The following is a 15683-nucleotide window of genomic DNA, read 5'->3' as shown; positions in this document are numbered from 1 at the left end:
CCCCCCAGCCAACCTACTGACGCCAAATATACGCGCGTCGCCCCCTCTCGCGCCGGCACCGCACCGCCGTTGCCGGTGATCCCGGGCATCACGACTCGAGGTTGCGGGAGATCCGCCAGTGGTTGAGGTCGTCGCACCTGTCGTAGTCAACTTCGTCGACGAGGGCGTGGATTATCGACAGGCCGCGGCCCGACTCCTCGAGTTCCCCCGGCATGGAGGGGGCGACGAGGCTGATGTTGCCAGCGAGGCCGGAGTCGGTGAGGCTCGCGACGATCCGGTCTGCGGTGATCTCCACCGTGAGGGCACAGCTCACTCCCTCCCCGCCGTCCGCATGCCGGATAACGTTCGAGGCGAGCTCGATGAGCGCGGTCTCGAAGCTGAACCGATCGCGCAGCGAGATCTGCGGCGCGCTCGACCACACCGACTCGAGCATGTCGTGCACGGTGTCGACGTCGTCCGGAGGGGCGAGCATCGACAGCGTGTGCACGCTGATCTCAGTCATCGTTGAACGCCGTCTCGGCGCTGTCGTACGCGGTGAGCAGGCGCTCCATGTTGGTCAGCTGCAGGACGAGCTTGACTTGGTCGTTCGGCGCCGCTATTCGCAGGTCGCCGCCGGCCTGCCGCGCGGTCTTGAGCCCGTTGATGAGCGCGCCGAGCCCGGACGAGTCGATGAACTCGATCCCCGCGAGGTCGACGGCGATGCGGTTCTGTCCGCTCGAGACGGCCGATCCGACGTGGTCGCGCAGGCACGAGGCGGTGACCATGTTCAGCCTGCCGTCGAGCTGCAGCACCGCCACGCCATCGCCGAGATCCTTGACTGTGATGTCCATTAGTGGGGTGACTCCTCCGATAGGTAACCCGAGTAGCGGGCAGCGGGAAACAGGACGCTGAGAATGATGAGGTCGAACACGACCCAGACCACGTTGACGATCGTGCCGACTGGTTCACCGAAGCCGAGAATCAGCCGCACAATTCCGACGACCGCGGCGATCGCAAGGATTGCCGCGACGATGATTTGGAGGCGAATGAGCTTCCAGTTCGCACCGCCCTGGCGGGTCTTCTCCGTCACAACGAAGTCGAGCGGCCGCTGGAAATACACGTTCGCGACGGCCGTCGTGCAGGCCCGAATCCAGACGGGGAACAACGCGAGGCTGTACTGCTGGCCGCGCCAGGTCGAGATTCCCCGCCCGGTCACGGCGAACAGCACCTGGCTCGCGATGATGAAGGGCAGGAACCGCAGGAAGAACTCGAACGCCGTCGTGCTGACCGGGAGCACCCCGAAAACGAGGAAGATGACCGGGGCGGCGAAGTAGGCGATCGCGGCGAATCCGCTCAGATAGCTCCACATTGTGGAGAAGTACATGAGGCGCTGGGCGAGCGACATGCCGCGCTGAACGAGCGGGTTCTCCCGCAACAGCACCTGCATGGTTCCCTGAGCCCAGCGCAGCCGCTGCTTGAGGGCGGTGCCGAGGTCCTCCGGGGCGAGGCCGATCGCGAGCGTCTCGTGGTGGTAGGCGCTCTTCCACCCCATTCCGTGAAGCCGCATCGAGGTGGCCATGTCCTCGGTGACGGAGATGGTCGCGAGCGGCATGAGCGGCTGCGCCTCATCCGAGCGGTCGACGTCGATGGAGCGGAGGAGGGCCTGCACCGAGGTGAGCGCTCCGAGCGGCGACAGGTCGCGTGACGCGAGAGTGTCGACGTTCTGGTTCACATCGATGAGGGCATCCCAGTCCCCGTCTGTCTCCATGCGCAGCGCGTCGATCGCCTCGATGTCGCGGGCCATCAGTTCGAGGTCGTCGGCGACCAGTTCACGGGAAACCTCGGTGATCTGGCGCTGCAGTTGGTATGTAGCGCTGCCGAGCGGCTCTCCGGCGGCGATCGCGGCGCGTGTGGCGGCGATCGCGGCCGAGACCTTGCCGAGCGCGGCGTCGACGGTGGCGTCGGCGGCGCCATCGGTGCGACGTGCCTCCTTGAGCACCCCCGCGGCTCCCTTGAGCGCCTTGAGCACCGCGCGCTCGACCTCACGCACGTACCGCACGATACCGAGTTGCATAAGCGCCTCCCGGCGCAGGATCGCGTTCGAGCCGCAGAAGAACGCCGCATTCCAGCCGTCCTTGCCCTGCTGGATCGGGCCGTAGAACAAGGGGGCCTGGCTGCCGAGGGCATCTCTGTCGTCGACGTTCCCGAACACCTGCGGCGTCTGCACGAGGGCGACGAGCGGGTCGTCGAAGTAGCCGAGGGTGTTGTCGAGGATCTCGGGCAACGGGATCTGGTCGGCGTCGAGAATGAGCAGGAATTCGCCGGATGTCGCCATGAGCGCGTTGTTGAGGTTGCCGGCCTTCGCGTGCAGCGGGCGATTCTTCCAGTCGTCGCTGCGGGTGATGTACCCCAGTGCGGCCGCCTCGGCCGCCTCGCGCATCTCGTCGCGCTTGCCGTCGTCGAGGATCCAGGTCGAGTGCGGATAGCGGATGTCGAGCGCGGCGCGCGCGGTGCGGATGACGAGCTCGACGGGTTCGTTGTAGGTGGTGATGAACACGTCGACCGTGACGCCCGGCCGCGCGGCCGCGGGAGCGTCCCTGGGGAGGGAGCGCCACATCGTGAGTCCGTAGAGGCTCACGTCGATGAGGCTGTAGGTCTCGGCCAGGACGAGCGGCAGCGCGACCCACCACGCGTCCCAGTTGAGCGAGAAGAACAGGCGCCAGGCAATGTAGTTGATTCCGACGATCACGGTGACGACGATAAGCAGCCGCATCAGGAGGAGCCTGGCGAGATCGCGCCGGTCCGTCGCTGTTGTCTGGTCCACCACGACCATGCCGTCCCCCTTGGTGCAGCACTCGTCCCCCACGAGTGATGCTTAAGATTAGCCGCTCAGCCGTCGCCACGCGGGAAATTGCGACACCCCGTTCGGGGGCGCGGCCGCAGGTTCAGTCGGCGTCAGGCGTCGCGCCGCAGGGCGACGATCGTCACGTCGTCGGGATTCTGCTCGAGCCGCGCCACAGAGGCGATCGCGTCGACGAGCTCCCGCGCGCTGCGGGTCGACCTGGCAATCGCGGCGACCTCATCGACGGCGGTCAGGGTTCCGTCGTACAGGTCGAGCACTCCGTCGCTGAAGCTCACGATCGTCTCTCCGCGCCCGAGCACGGTTTCGAGCCTCGCCCAGCCGTCGTCGGCGAGCGCGCCGAGCGGGAAGTCGAGCGACGAGAGCCGCTCGGCCGTTCCATCCGCTCGCACGACGAGGGTCAGCCCGTGGCCGGCATCCGCATAGCTGACCAGGCCGTCAGCCGCGCGCACCCGCGCGTGGAAGAGTGTCACGAAGGTGGCCGCTTCGCTCAGCTCTGTTGCGAGGCAGGTCGCGAGGCGCTCCAGCGCGATGATGGGGTCGTCCCTGCGAGCGGCGCTCCGTACGACTGCCCTCGCGGTCGCGGCGATCATGCCGGCTCCGACCCCCTTGCCCATCACGTCGCCGATCGTCAGCGCAATTCCGCCGTCGATCGGATACCAGTCGAAAAAGTCGCCGCCGACGCTCTTCGAGGGGATGCACACGCCAGCGACCTCGTAGCCGGCGAGCGACCCTCCGTCCTTGGGCAGAAGGGCACGCTGCACGACAGCGGCCTGGCTGAGCTCACTGGCGGCCGCCTCCTCCCGCACCCGCACGATGCGCAATTGCTTTCGAGCCTGGCGTGCCAGCTCGTTGACAACCGCGGCGGCGGCACCGAACGCCACGGGGTTGAAGGCGGCCCGGAAGAGCTCGTTGGGGTTGCTGTCGACGTCGGCCGCAATCAGGAGAGGCACGATCACTGAGACGAGGGCTCCGAGAGCGGCGAAGGCGATGAAACGGCGGCCCTCCATTGCCGCGACCCAGACGACGGGGAGAATCGCGAGCGAGGCGAAGATCGACTGGCTCTCACCGGTGGCAAAGCGCAGCACCCCGATCGCGACGAAGTCAGCGGCCGGGATGAGGATCTCAAGCCGTTTGAGGGCCGGACGTGCCGTGATGACGACCGCGAACACGGTGTTGGCGAACATGATCACGGCTGCGGCGGCTAGGCCGGGCACGCTCGTCACCTCGAGTGACGGCACGACGACGCTCATGATGACGGCGACGCCGAAGAGGGCGAGGGTCGGAAGCTGTTTGACCAGTGGCGACGGTGCATCCAGCCCCAGGCTCCGGAGCATCCGCACGCCGTTCAGCCTGACCCCGGCGGCGAGGGCGGACGGCACCGTAACCGTCACGTCAGATCTTCTCGATCGGGCTGATCTTGATGAGCAGGCGCTTGCGGCCCGCGACGTCGAACTGCACCTCGGCGATGCTCTTGGTACCACTCCCGCTCACCGCGCTGACGCGGCCTTCGCCGAAGTCGAGATGCCGGATGCGGTCGCCGGGCTTCAGGGTGAGATCGCCGTTGTCCCGAACGGTGTTCGTCACCCCGCTTGTCCACTCGGTCTTCGGCCGCGCGGCGTTGCGGGCGGCGCGCGCGAGGGCCGTTGCGCCCGGCGCACCGGCGTCGAGGGAGTAGTCCGAGGTTCCGCTGCCGAGCGCGGGACCGGTGCCGAAGCCCGCCCGGTTCGCGTTGATGGCGCGCGGCTGGGTTCCCCCGCGGCTGTTCGCCATTCCGGGAGACTGCCGCCAGTCGATCAGCTCGGCCGGGATCTCCTGCAGGTAGCGGCTCGGCATCGCCACGTTGACCTCGCCGAACTGCGCCCTGGTCATCGCGAGTGACAGGTACAGGCGCCGCCGGGCGCGGGTGATCCCGACGTAGAAGAGGCGGCGCTCCTCGGCCGGCCCTCCCGGCTCGCCCGCCGACATCCGGTGCGGAAGCAGGTCTTCCTCGACGCCCGTGAGAAACACGGCCTCGTATTCGAGTCCCTTCGCGGTGTGCAGGGTCATGAGCGAGACGGTGCCGCTCGAGTCGTCCAGATCGTCGGCGGCCGCGACGAGCGAGGTCTCCGTGAGGAAGTCGATGAGGGTGCCCTCGGGGTTGTTCTTCTGGAATTCCTTGGTGACCGCGACGAGCTCCTCGACGTTCTCGGCCCTCGCCTCGTCCTGCGGGTCGCGGCTGGCCCGCAGCGCCTCGACGAACCCCGTCTTGGTCAGCAGGGCGGTGAGGATGTCGGAGACCGGCGCGGTGTCGGCGGTGAGCGCAACCTCGTCGAGGATCGCGCCGAGCCGCAGGATCGCGCCGGTCACCTTCGGGCCGAGGCCGAGCTGGTCTGCCTCGCGCATCGCCTCGCGCAGGGTCTTCTCCGACTTGTCGGCATGGCTCTGCAATGCGGCCTCGGTCGCCGGGCCGATCCCGCGCTTGGGCGTGTTCATGATGCGGCGCAGCGCCATCGGGTCGGCGGGGTTCGCGACGGCGATGAGATAGCCCATCACGTCCTTGATCTCGGCCCGCTCGTAGAACTTCGTGCCGCCGAGCACGCGGTAGGGCAGCGCCGAGCGGATGAACACCTCCTCGAGCGCTCTCGTCTGGGCGTTCGTGCGGTAGAAGACGGAGATGTCGCGGTACTGCACACCGGTCTCGTGGAGGGTGACGATCTCGTCGGCGATGAACTGTGCCTCGTCGTGCTGGCTGTATCCGGTGAACCCGACGATTTTCTCGCCGTCCCCGACGGTTGTGAACAGCTTCTTGTCCTTGCGGTCGAAGTTGTTCGAGATGACGGCGTTCGCGGCGCTGAGGATGTTCTGGGTCGAGCGGTAGTTCTGCTCGAGCAGCACGACCTTGGCGCCGGAGAAGTCCCGCTCGAACTCGACGATGTTGCGGATGTCCGCTCCGCGGAAGGCGTAGATCGACTGGTCGGAGTCGCCGACGACAGTGAGCGAGGCGGGCGCGAGCTCGCGGGTCGCCTCGCGCAGCTCCCGTCCGTCGAATCCGGTCGCGCCGGCGAGCAGGTCGGTGCGCGGCGCCCGGGTCAGCTCGCGGATGAGGGCGTACTGGGCGTGGTTGGTGTCCTGGTACTCGTCGACGAGGATGTGCCGGAAGCGCCGCTGATAGAGCGCCGCGACCTGGGGGAAGGCCCGGAACAGGTAGACGGTCTGCCCGATGAGGTCGTCGAAGTCGAACGCGTTCGCGCTCGAGAGGCTGCGCGTGTAGGCCCGGAAGATCTCAAGGAACATCGCCTCGGTCGGGTCGTTGAAATTGGCGCCGCGGGCGAACGACTCCACATCCTGCAGCTCGTTCTTGAGCTTGGAGATCCGACCGGATGCCGAGCTCACCGTGAAGCCGAAGGTGTCGGCGTTCAGGTCCTTGATGATCCGTTTGAGCAGCGCGCGGCTGTCGGCGGAGTCGTAGATCGTGAAGTTCTTGGTGAAGCCGAAGTGCTCGGCCTCACGCCGGAGGATGCGCACGCAGGCCGAGTGGAACGTCGAGATCCACATTCCCTCGGCACCCCGGCCGACGAGTTCCTGAACGCGCTCGCGCATTTCGGCGGCGGCCTTGTTGGTGAAGGTGATCGCGAGGATCTGGCTGGGCCACGCCTCGCCTGACTCCAGCAGACCGGCGATGCGGCGGGTCAGCACGCTCGTCTTGCCCGAGCCTGCCCCCGCGACGATCAGCAGGGCGGGGCCGCGGTACTCGACGGCGACGCGCTGCGCCGGGTTGAGTCCCTCGAGCAGGCGGGACTGTCCGTTGCCGGGCTGGGCGGGGTCGAGGATGAAGGTCATGACCGGTCAATTCTAGGCGGGGCCTCCGACACCGCCCCGCGCGGTGGGCAGCGAGACTCTGCGCTGTGCTCTTTCATTATTCAGGAGTGACGGGCAGGCAGCGGCTGCATCATTCAGGACTTGAGGGACGGAAACCGTTCCCATTGGTCGCGATTACAGCCAGGCCCCCCGAGAACTCGGGCCAATGCGGTCACCGCCACATCCTGTCGGCCCGGTACCTCCTGAATGATGAAAGCAGAGTGGCCGCAGATCTCCTGAATAATGAAAGTGGGGGTCAGGCTGGGGTGACCAGGTTCCTGCGCACCTGCAGGGCGAGGTCGGGGTGGTCTGAGAAGACCCCGTCGATTCCGGATGCCAGGATCAGGCCGAACTCGGTCGGCCAGTCACCGTGGTCCGACGCGGCCCCGTCGCCGCGATGCCCGAGGTGCAGGAATTGGTTCTCCGCCCGCAGCGTCCACCCGTAGATGAGCAGTCCGGCCGCGTGCGCCCGCTCGACCAGGTCGGTGGAGCTCACCACGCCGGCCTCGTCCTTCTGCAGGAGCAGTTTCTTGCTCACGCTGATGCCGTCGACGTGCCGCCGCAACTCGCCGAGTCCCTCATCGGTCAGCGACGACGCGTAGCTCGCGTGCGGCCGGTCGAACGGCACCCCCTTCGACTCGACGAGGTAGATGAAACGCCCGCCGACCCCGCGCTCCCGGAGCCTGTCGAAGAAGGTGAGCTCGAAACTCTCGATCGTCAGCCGCGGGTCGTTCGTCCATCCGGCGGCCTCGAGCGCACCGACCAACAGCGCGTCGAGGGGCAGGCCGATCCCGGCGAAGTAGCTCGCGTGCTTGATCTCGAGTACGGCGCCGACCTGTCGCTCCTGCTCGTCGAGCAGGGCGAGCAGATCTTCGAGCCGCATGATCGGCTCGGTGCCGCTGTGCACCAGGCTGGCGAAGCGGATGCCCGGCAGCGGCTCGGTTGCGCGCAACGTGCTGAGCTCGGCCCAAGTGAAGTCCTCGGTGAACCATCCCGTGCGGGAGACGCCGTCGATGCTCTTTGTCGTGCGGCGGTCGGCGAACTCGGGCTGCTCCGCGACATCCGTCGACTTCGACATTTCGTTTTCGTGCCGGATAACGAGCACTCCGTCGCGCGAGGCCACCAGATCGGGCTCGACCGCGTCTGCGCCGTGCTCGATCGCCACCCGATAGGCCGACTCGGTGTGCTCCGGGTGGTAGCCGCTGGCCCCGCGGTGGGCAATCACGAGGGGCGCGTCGGGTCCGAGAAGGTTCACCCCACCAGCGTATGGGCAGGCAAAGGCTTGCTAACCTGCACGTCATGGGCGTTTGCGTGAATTGCGGGGGTGCGCTTCAAGACAGGTGGAAGTTCTGCATCTTCTGCGGCACACCGGTCTCGAGGGCGCCGATCGGCGACCCCGCCGTAGATCCCGCCGCAGATCCCGGGCGTGAGCCGGATAGCGACCCCGCCGCAACGACCGACGCCGACGCCGAACCGGAAGCGGAACAGCCCGCCGTTCATCTCGGTCGCAAGCCAGAGATCACCGGGCCGGTCCACGATGGACCCGACTGGGAGCCTGAGCCGGTCCGCCCGCCGATCCCCTCCGCGATCCGCACTTTCGTGCCGGTCGAGATACCGAACGAGGACGAGGACGACCCGGCCACCCGCCAAATCCGGCCGAGGTTTCGGCCGCGCCGCATCGACATTCCGCTGCTCCTCGGCATCGCGCTCGGCATCGCCGGCTTCGCGCTCATCATTTACATGATCGCCGTGCTGAGCGGGCAGGGGTAGCGTGCCCTCCACCGCGGCGCACGAGCCGACGCTCGAGATCCCGCTGCGCTTCGGCACCTACCGTGCGCGCTATCTCCTCGCGATCGGCCTGCTGTTCGCGGGCGGCATCGCACTGCAGCTCTCCTCCGCGTACACCCTCGGGTTCACTCTTGCCGGCGCGGCGGCGACGGTCGCCGGGTGGATCGTCGTGCCCGCTCCCGGCTGGCGGCGTGCGTTAGTGGCGGGCCCCGCCCTGTTCGGCGTCATCGCGTTACTCGGTGGCGCCCAGTCAGGAGGGCTCCTCGCGCTCACTCTCGGCGGGTGGCTCATCGTGCGGATGCGTCCACTGGTGAGTTTCGTGGTGCTCGGCGCACCGGTGGCGGCCGCCTACGGACTTGCCGGGCTGTTCCCGCAATACGGTTACGGCGCAGTGGTCGGCGGCGTGCTCGGGCTGGTTCTCGTCGGCTCCGCCTGGCTGGCCCGGATGATCGCGGCATCGCCGTTCGCTCAGCGCCGAATCCTCACACACGGAATCCGAACAAACGTCCCGTAAAATAAATCTCGACGATGGGTCCCCCCCACTCACAGCGAAAGAGGAATCGATGGCCACATCAAATCCCGCCTTCAAGAACACGCCAGCTTTCTCCGCCGGCGCCACCAAGGGCATCCAGCTCTCCCAGAACCTCAGCGCCGGGCAGCTCGATGACCTCTACGGTCGCCCCTCCGCCACCTCGGTCGACACCGACCGGATGACCTACGAAGACACGATCGTCAAGACGGTCATCTCGTTCGGATTCGTGCTCGTGGGTGCCGCCGTCGGCTGGTTCATCCCGCTGCTGATGATCCCCGCCGCGATCGCCGGCTTCGTGCTTGCCCTCGTCAACATCTTCAAGAAGAAGCCGTCTGCGCCGCTCGTGCTGAGCTACGCGGCCGTGCAGGGCGTCTTCGTCGGCGGCCTCACGATGTTCTTCGAGTCGCAGCCGGAGTACTCAGGAATCGCCGTGCAGGCGGTGCTCGCGACCTTCACCGTCGTCGGTGTGACGCTCGCGCTGTTCGCGAGCGGCAAGATCCGCGCCTCGGCGAAGGCCACAAAGATCTTCCTCATCGCGATGGTCGGCTATGCGGCGTTCTCGCTGATCAACTTCGGCATGATGATCTTCGGAGCCACCGACCAGCCGTTCGGCATGCGCAGCATGGAGATCTTCGGAATTCCGCTCGGCGTGATCCTCGGTGTCTTCGTGATTTTGCTCGGCGCCTACTCCCTCGTGCTCGACTTCGACGGTGTGCAGCAGGGCGTGCGCAACGGTGCTCCCCGCGCGTACGCGTGGAAGGCAGCGTTCGGCATCGTTCTGACCGTCATCTGGCTGTACATGGAGATCCTGCGTCTGCTCGCGATCCTGCGCGGCAGCAACTAGAAAGCAGCGCACGTCACACCGAAAGGGCCGCCCCTCGGGGCGGCCCTTTTTTTGTGTGCTGATGACCAGTCAGCGACCGCGGACGGCGCCGTCGGTGCGGAGCGCCGCAGCGTACCCTGCGGTATTGCCGAGCGCGTTCGGGTGGAACGCGGCGGGGCTGGCCAGGTCGAAGCTGATGTACGACTCGGCCGAGCCTATGCCGTGCCCGGCGAACTCGTCCGTGACGTCGGTGAGCGACACCCTCGGGTTGCCCGTCGCGGCGACGGCCCCGGCGATGACCGAGTTCAGCGCGTCGGTCGCACTGTTCACGGGGCCCACCAACGGGCTCGGGAAGCTCGGGTCGAACAGCCGCGGATAGTTGAGCACGACGATCCGCGCCTTCGGGAACGCGGCGGCGACGGCGGAGTAGGTGCCGACGAGCTTGGTACCGACGCCCGGCAGGTTGGCGCTTGCCGTGTTGACCGCGAAGGCGCAGAGCGCCGATGTCGGATCGGGCGCGCAGGCCGCAAGCACCTGGTTGGAGCCGGCGTCGATGCCGCCCACCGTGATGGTCACGAGTGACGCCTTCGATTCGACGCGGTCGTCGATGTCCGCGAGCTGCGCAATCGTGGCGGTCGTGTCCGCGCCGGAGCAGGCGAAGTTCAGAGCCTCGCGATAACTGCTCGATCCCGCGGTGATCGCCGGGTAGCTCGAGGACACGCTCTGCAGACAGGGCCCCGGCAGCCACGGGGCCGCACCCTGGCCGGAGGTGAACGAGTCTCCGATGGCGACGTACGAGCCGCCGGCGGAACCGTTCGGTGCGGCGCCCGGCGAGGCGGAAACGGGGGCGACGGATGCGGCCACGACCAGGCCGAGGGACAGGAGCGAGACGGCGCCGAGGCGCGGCATGAAGCGGATTCGGGATCGCTGAGTTTGGGTCATGCGCTCAAGCTATTCCTCCGGGCGCGCCCGCCACAACGGGTAGCTCGGCCGGAACAGGTCTAGCGCATCGCCCCGGCGGCTACTCCCACTCGATCGTGCCCGGCGGCTTGGACGTGACGTCGAGCACCACACGGTTCACACCGGCCACCTCGTTCGTGATCCGGTTCGAGATGCGCGCGAGCACGTCGTACGGCAGGCGGGTCCAGTCGGCCGTCATGGCGTCTTCCGACGACACGGGGCGCAGCACGATCGGATGCCCGTAGGTGCGGCCGTCACCCTGCACTCCGACCGAGCGCACGTCGGCGAGCAGCACGACAGGGCACTGCCAGATATCGCCGTCGAGCCCAGCCGCGGTGAGCTCGGCGCGGGCGATCGCGTCTGCCTTGCGCAGCAGCTCGAGGCGATCGAGGGTGACCTCCCCGACGATGCGGATGCCGAGGCCGGGGCCGGGGAACGGTTGGCGGCCGACGATGACCTCTGGCAGCCCGAGCTCGCGGCCGATCGCCCGCACCTCGTCCTTGAACAGGGCGCGCAGCGGCTCGACGAGCTCGAACTTGAGGTCTTCCGGCAGTCCGCCGACGTTGTGGTGGCTCTTGATGTTGGCGGTGCCGGTGCCGCCGCCGCTCTCGACGACGTCGGGGTAGAGGGTGCCCTGAACGAGGAACCTGATCTCGTCGCCGCCGGCCGCCGCCTCCCGCGCGAGCGCCTCGGCCGCGCCCTCGAAGCTGCGGATGAATTCGCGGCCGATGATCTTGCGCTTCTGCTCGGGGTCGGTGACCCCCGCGAGGGCGTCCATGAACTGCTCGACAGCATCCACGGTCACGAGGCGGACGCCGGTGGAGGCGACGTAGTCCTCCTCGACCTGCCGGCGCTCGTCCTGCCGGAGCAGCCCATGGTCGACGAAGATGCAGACGAGCTGGTCGCCGACGGCCTCGTGCACGATTGCGGCGGCGACGGCGGAGTCGACCCCACCGGAGAGTCCGCAGATGACCCGGGCGGTGCCCACCTGCGTGCGGATGCGGGCGACCTGCTCGGCGATGACGCTGCCGCTGTTCCAGTCGGCCGGGATACCCGCGGCGGTGTGCAGGAAGTTCTCGAGCACCTTCTGGCCGAACTCGGAGTGCTTGACCTCGGGGTGCCACTGCACGCCGTAGAGCCTGCGCTCGTCGCTCGCGAAGGCCGCGACGGGGGTGGATGCACTGGAGGCGAGCACGTCGAAGCCGGCCGGCGCCTTCGACACGGAGTCGCCATGGCTCATCCAGGTGGTCTGGGCGGCGGGCTGACCGCCAAGCAGGCTGCTGTCGTCACCGGTCAGAGTGACCGCGGTGGCACCGTATTCGCGCAGGCCGGTGTTGCTGACCTCGCCGCCGAGCTGCTGGGCCATGACCTGGAACCCGTAGCAGATTCCGAGAACGGGGATCCCGAGGGCGAGGATCCCGGCATCCAGAGTCGGGGAATTCTCCTCGTACACGCTGGACGGCCCGCCGCTGAGCACGATGCCGACCGGGTCCTTCGCCATGACCTCAGCCGCGGTGATCGTGTGCGGCACAATCTCGCTGTACACGTTCGCCTCGCGCACGCGGCGCGCGATGAGCTGCGCGTACTGGGCACCGAAGTCGACCACGAGGACGGGTCTCTGCTGGGTCTCGCTCAATTGTTTGCCTCCACGCGCGCCGCGCGTTCTTCGAGTTCGGTGATTTCGATGCGGGTGCGACGGGTGATGAAGTGTTCGACGATGAACGACAGGAACGGCACGACGCCGCCGGCCGCGATCGCGAGGAAGCGGGAGAACGGCCAGCGCATGATGCTCCACAGCCGGAAGTCGGCGAAGAGGTAGACGACGTAGAGCCAGCCGTGGGCGATGAGGATCGCCGTGCTGAGGTTGAACGCCGTCACCGTGTCGACGGGAACGAGCGCGAAGAACCCGTTCGGGCCGCCGAGTTCCATCTCAAGCTGCAGGGGCGTGTACTTGAACACGACCTCGAACACGAGCAGCAGCAGGAGGGCGCCGGTGGCGTACGCGGTGACGCGGTAGAACTTCAGGGCCCCGCGAATTCGCGGCAGATCAGACGTTTTGGGCGTGAGAGGCATTGCCTTAGTTTACTTCTGCGCACGCGGGTCGGATTCGCCGGCCGGCTCAGTCTTGAGCGCCGCCTCCTCCGTCTCCCGCTCCCACGCATCCCGCACCAGCCGGTACCACATGAACACGGCGAATCCGGCGAAGACGACCCACTCGGCCGCGTAGAAAACGTTGAGCCAGTTGAGGGTGACGGTCTCGATCGGGGTGGGCGAGTCGATGGTCGCGAGGTTTCCCGGGGCCGAGTCCTGCACGATGTATCCGCCGTACGCGCTGCCCTCGAACCCGTCCCACTCGTTGATGAGCGCGGAGGGGGCGAGAGCGCTCCGCTCGCCGTCCTCGAACTCGGTCTCCTGCGGGGCTTCCCCCGCCAGGTAACGCCCCGTCACGCTGGCGGGCCCGCCCGAGAGGGACCGCAGGGCCGCGTCGGCCGCCGCCTCGGTCGGCGCCCAGCCGACCGCGACGGCGACGGATGCCGAGTCGGCTGTGACGAGGTGCCCGACGACCCAGAATCCCGTTTCGCCTCCGTTGACCCGGTTGCTGATCACCGAGAAGTCTGCCTCGATGAGCTCGCCGCTCACCTCGACGAGCTGGCCGTTGGCGCGCTGCGTCGTCGGCTTCTGCGGCTCTGCCACCTCGGACAGCGGCAGGACCGTCTCGGACTCCCGCTCGACGACCTGTCCGGAATCGATGCTGCGGGAGAGCTGCCACTGCCCGAGCGCGGCAAACGCCGCGGCCACGACCAGGGCGAGCACGAGCAGGGCGATCCACTTGGGACGGCGGGCGACACTCCACATGGTCAGTACTCCGGATCCGTCGGGCGCCGGCTGGGCATGTCCGACTGCTGTGCGGCCTGCTGGGCGACGGTGTCGTTCCGTCCGTCGTCGAAGTCGTCGGATGCCTCGTCGCGGTCGGATGCCTCGTCGGCCGGTGCCGAGCGGGACGCGTCTGAGACCTGGGCGACGGTGGGAGAGAACTCGTCCGCGGGCACGGGTGCTCCTGACATCGCGGCTTCGACGAGGGCGATCGCTCCGGCCCTCGCCTCGGCCCGGGCCTGGTCCCTCTCGCGCACCTCCCGGCGGGTCTTCGTGGTTCGGAGCACGACGGCGCCGATCCGCTCGGAGTTCGCGGCGAGGATCGGGCCCATGACCGACATGATGAGCACGTAGAGGCCCGCGAACGGCACAATGCGCTCGTCGAGGCCCGCGCTGAGCGAGAGGGTCGCGAGGATGAGCGCGAACTCGCCGCGGTTCTGCAGGATCACCGTCGCGTTGATGCCCGCCTGCGGGCCGAGCCCGTTGATCCACGCGATGAACTGGCCGGCAGCGATATTGAGCACGACGGTCATCAGCACGGCGAGCGCCACAGTACTGAGCACGGAGCCGAAGGTCGAGACGTCGAGGGTGAGGCCGAAGTTGAGGAAGAAGAAGGCACCGAACAGGTCGCGCATCGGCAGTGAGAGCGACTCGATCCGCGCCCGCCAGCGGGAGGCGCCGAGCACGAGCCCGATCATGAACGCACCGATCGCATCCGTCACCCCGAGGATCTCGCCGATTCCTCCGAACAGCACCGCGAGCCCGAAGAAGAGGATGGTGAACAGCTCGTCGTCCTTCGTGCGGATGAGGCGCGAGACCACGCGACCGCCCCAGCGGGCGATCGAGAACATCACGATGATGAAGAGGAAGGCGATGCCGAGCTTGACCACGACCGGCCAGATCTCGGTCTCGCCGCTGAGCACGACGGAGACGATCGCAAGGTAGACGGCAATGAAGACATCCTCGACGACGGTGACGCCGAGGATCATGGGAGTCTCGCGGTTCGGGAGCCTCTTCAACTCGATCAGGAGCTTCGTGACGATGGCGCTCGACGAGGTCGCGGTGATGCCGGCGATGATGAGGGCCTCGCGGGTGCCCCAACCGACCAGGAATCCGAAGGCGAAGCCGACACTCATGTTCACGAGGATGTACGAGCCGCCGGAGATGAGGAGCTTGCCTGCGTTGCCGACGAACTCGTCGAGGTCGAATTCGAGGCCGAGGTTGAACAGCAGGAGGATGAGGCCGAAGACCGCGATGAACTCGATGTTGCCGGAATCGAAGTTGAGCGGGAACCAGCCGGTGGACGGGCTCGCCGCAAGCCCGACGATCATGTAGATCGGGATCGCGGGCAGCCCGACGAGCTTGCCGACCCGGCCGAGCACGTACGCGATGAGCAACAGCAGACCGAGAACGATCAGCTGTTCACCCAGGTGCATCGCCTAGCCGCCGGGCGCGGAGTCGACGGCGACCGGGGGGCGTGGCGCGAATTCTCCGGATCGGTAGAACTTGAAGGCCTTCGCGACCTTCTCCGGTGAACCGGCCACGACGAGGGTGTCGCCGGGGAAGACTGTGAAGTCGTCGGCGGGGGCCGGGTTGGCGGAGTCCCCGCGCACGACCGCGACGACCATGAGCCCGACGACCCCGCAGGCCGCGAGGGCACCGACGTGCTTGCCTGCGATGTGGTCGTCGTAGTCGACGGTGAACCAGTCGATGCTCAGGCCGGGGATCTGGTCGAGGGCGTCGATTCCCTCCGTGATTCGTGTGCCGCCGAGCAACTCGGCGAGCGTGTGCGCCTCGTCCTCGCTCAGGCGCAGAGAGACCTTGGCCGCATCGGATGTGTCGTCCTCGTCGGCGAAGGTGATGAGGTCGCTGTGGCCTGACCTGTGGCTGATCACGCCGACCTTGCCACCGTCATCACTGACAAAGGTGTGCAGCACTCCGACTCCGGGTAGTTTGACCCGTCGAACATCGACCATGGGGGCAGGACTCCTTGCGGGTGGTTGGGAACCCGTCGAGTCTACCCGGCG

General features: G+C 67.5%; 15 protein-coding genes. 3 read left to right on the top strand and 12 right to left on the bottom strand.

Features of this window, described 5'->3' with window-relative positions:
- Positions 1–88: 88 nt before the first annotated feature.
- The 6 genes from ABIB15_RS01485 to ABIB15_RS01460 all read right to left on the bottom strand — a co-directional run bounded on the left by ABIB15_RS01485 (position 89) and on the right by ABIB15_RS01460 (position 7934).
- Positions 89–502 (bottom strand): ATP-binding protein, encoded by a 414-nt coding sequence (locus ABIB15_RS01485; protein ID WP_354474696.1) that lies wholly within the window; start codon positions 500–502, stop codon positions 89–91.
- Positions 495–830: an STAS domain-containing protein gene (locus ABIB15_RS01480; RefSeq protein WP_354474694.1), complete on the bottom strand. Its 336-nt coding sequence runs from the start codon at positions 828–830 to the stop codon at positions 495–497. The genes ABIB15_RS01485 and ABIB15_RS01480 overlap by 8 nt, the downstream gene beginning before the upstream one ends.
- Positions 830–2752 carry a glycosyltransferase gene (locus tag ABIB15_RS01475; protein ID WP_354475122.1) on the bottom strand — a complete coding sequence of 641 codons (1923 nt, stop codon included), beginning with the start codon at positions 2750–2752 and terminating at the stop codon, positions 830–832. The genes ABIB15_RS01480 and ABIB15_RS01475 overlap by 1 nt, the downstream gene beginning before the upstream one ends.
- A gap of 182 nt (positions 2753–2934) precedes the next feature.
- Entirely contained in the window at positions 2935–4233 is a 1299-nt protein-coding gene (locus ABIB15_RS01470; RefSeq protein ID WP_354474692.1) for a PP2C family protein-serine/threonine phosphatase, read from the bottom strand.
- Between the two features lies 1 nt (position 4234).
- Entirely contained in the window at positions 4235–6661 is a 2427-nt protein-coding gene (locus tag ABIB15_RS01465) for an ATP-dependent helicase (protein WP_354474690.1), read from the bottom strand.
- Positions 6662–6935: 274 nt separating this feature from the next.
- Positions 6936–7934, bottom strand: a complete 999-nt coding sequence (locus ABIB15_RS01460) for a glycerophosphodiester phosphodiesterase family protein (RefSeq protein WP_354474688.1) — start codon at positions 7932–7934, stop codon at positions 6936–6938.
- Positions 7935–7978: 44 nt separating this feature from the next.
- On the opposite strand from ABIB15_RS01460, the gene ABIB15_RS01455 reads away from it, so the two are divergent.
- From ABIB15_RS01455 to ABIB15_RS01445, 3 genes are read left to right on the top strand one after another with little or no spacing between them, the layout of a single operon-like run.
- The gene (locus ABIB15_RS01455) at positions 7979–8449 is read left to right on the top strand and encodes a hypothetical protein (protein WP_354474686.1); all 471 of its coding nucleotides are present in this window, start codon (positions 7979–7981) and stop codon (positions 8447–8449) included.
- Position 8450: 1 nt separating this feature from the next.
- The gene (locus ABIB15_RS01450) at positions 8451–8981 is read left to right on the top strand and encodes a hypothetical protein (RefSeq protein WP_354474685.1); all 531 of its coding nucleotides are present in this window, start codon (positions 8451–8453) and stop codon (positions 8979–8981) included.
- A gap of 49 nt (positions 8982–9030) precedes the next feature.
- On the top strand, positions 9031–9843 hold the full coding sequence (locus tag ABIB15_RS01445; RefSeq protein ID WP_354474683.1) for a Bax inhibitor-1/YccA family protein: 813 nt from the start codon (positions 9031–9033) through the stop codon (positions 9841–9843).
- A 69-nt stretch (positions 9844–9912) separates the two neighbouring features.
- Here ABIB15_RS01445 and ABIB15_RS01440 read toward each other — a convergent pair whose 3' ends face one another.
- From ABIB15_RS01440 to ABIB15_RS01415, 6 genes are all read right to left on the bottom strand, one after another.
- Positions 9913–10764 carry an SGNH/GDSL hydrolase family protein gene (locus ABIB15_RS01440; protein ID WP_354474681.1) on the bottom strand — a complete coding sequence of 284 codons (852 nt, stop codon included), beginning with the start codon at positions 10762–10764 and terminating at the stop codon, positions 9913–9915.
- A 79-nt stretch (positions 10765–10843) separates the two neighbouring features.
- Complete coding sequence (gene guaA, locus ABIB15_RS01435; RefSeq protein ID WP_354474679.1) at positions 10844–12418, bottom strand: glutamine-hydrolyzing GMP synthase; 1575 nt, start codon at positions 12416–12418, stop codon at positions 10844–10846.
- Positions 12415–12855 (bottom strand): DUF3817 domain-containing protein, encoded by a 441-nt coding sequence (locus ABIB15_RS01430; RefSeq protein WP_354474677.1) that lies wholly within the window; start codon positions 12853–12855, stop codon positions 12415–12417. The genes guaA and ABIB15_RS01430 overlap by 4 nt, the downstream gene beginning before the upstream one ends.
- 9 nt (positions 12856–12864) lie before the next feature.
- Positions 12865–13638: an SURF1 family protein gene (locus ABIB15_RS01425; protein ID WP_354474676.1), complete on the bottom strand. Its 774-nt coding sequence runs from the start codon at positions 13636–13638 to the stop codon at positions 12865–12867.
- A gap of 2 nt (positions 13639–13640) precedes the next feature.
- On the bottom strand, positions 13641–15092 hold the full coding sequence (locus ABIB15_RS01420; protein ID WP_354474674.1) for a cation:proton antiporter domain-containing protein: 1452 nt from the start codon (positions 15090–15092) through the stop codon (positions 13641–13643).
- Positions 15093–15095: 3 nt separating this feature from the next.
- The gene (locus ABIB15_RS01415; RefSeq protein WP_354474673.1) at positions 15096–15632 is read right to left on the bottom strand and encodes a cation:proton antiporter regulatory subunit; all 537 of its coding nucleotides are present in this window, start codon (positions 15630–15632) and stop codon (positions 15096–15098) included.
- Positions 15633–15683 lie beyond the last annotated feature (51 nt).

The organism is Marisediminicola sp. UYEF4 (assembly GCF_040546025.1).
Lineage (GTDB): Bacteria > Actinomycetota > Actinomycetes > Actinomycetales > Microbacteriaceae > Marisediminicola.
Note: the sequence above shows the minus strand (reverse complement) of the source record. Positions and strands in the feature narration are given on the sequence as shown.

What these genes read in the sequence shown, in the direction of transcription:
- ABIB15_RS01415 (WP_354474673.1), bottom strand. Translation starts at nt 15,632, where the DNA reads ATGGTCGATGTTCGACGGGTCAAACTACCCGGAGTCGGAGTGCTGCAC.
- ABIB15_RS01465 (WP_354474690.1), bottom strand. Translation starts at nt 6,661, where the DNA reads ATGACCTTCATCCTCGACCCCGCCCAGCCCGGCAACGGACAGTCCCGC.
- ABIB15_RS01445 (WP_354474683.1), top strand. Translation starts at nt 9,031, where the DNA reads ATGGCCACATCAAATCCCGCCTTCAAGAACACGCCAGCTTTCTCCGCC.
- ABIB15_RS01485 (WP_354474696.1), bottom strand. Translation starts at nt 502, where the DNA reads ATGACTGAGATCAGCGTGCACACGCTGTCGATGCTCGCCCCTCCGGAC.
- ABIB15_RS01475 (WP_354475122.1), bottom strand. Translation starts at nt 2,752, where the DNA reads ATGCGGCTGCTTATCGTCGTCACCGTGATCGTCGGAATCAACTACATT.
- ABIB15_RS01480 (WP_354474694.1), bottom strand. Translation starts at nt 830, where the DNA reads ATGGACATCACAGTCAAGGATCTCGGCGATGGCGTGGCGGTGCTGCAG.
- ABIB15_RS01440 (WP_354474681.1), bottom strand. Translation starts at nt 10,764, where the DNA reads ATGACCCAAACTCAGCGATCCCGAATCCGCTTCATGCCGCGCCTCGGC.
- ABIB15_RS01430 (WP_354474677.1), bottom strand. Translation starts at nt 12,855, where the DNA reads ATGCCTCTCACGCCCAAAACGTCTGATCTGCCGCGAATTCGCGGGGCC.
- ABIB15_RS01455 (WP_354474686.1), top strand. Translation starts at nt 7,979, where the DNA reads ATGGGCGTTTGCGTGAATTGCGGGGGTGCGCTTCAAGACAGGTGGAAG.
- ABIB15_RS01425 (WP_354474676.1), bottom strand. Translation starts at nt 13,638, where the DNA reads ATGTGGAGTGTCGCCCGCCGTCCCAAGTGGATCGCCCTGCTCGTGCTC.
- ABIB15_RS01420 (WP_354474674.1), bottom strand. Translation starts at nt 15,092, where the DNA reads ATGCACCTGGGTGAACAGCTGATCGTTCTCGGTCTGCTGTTGCTCATC.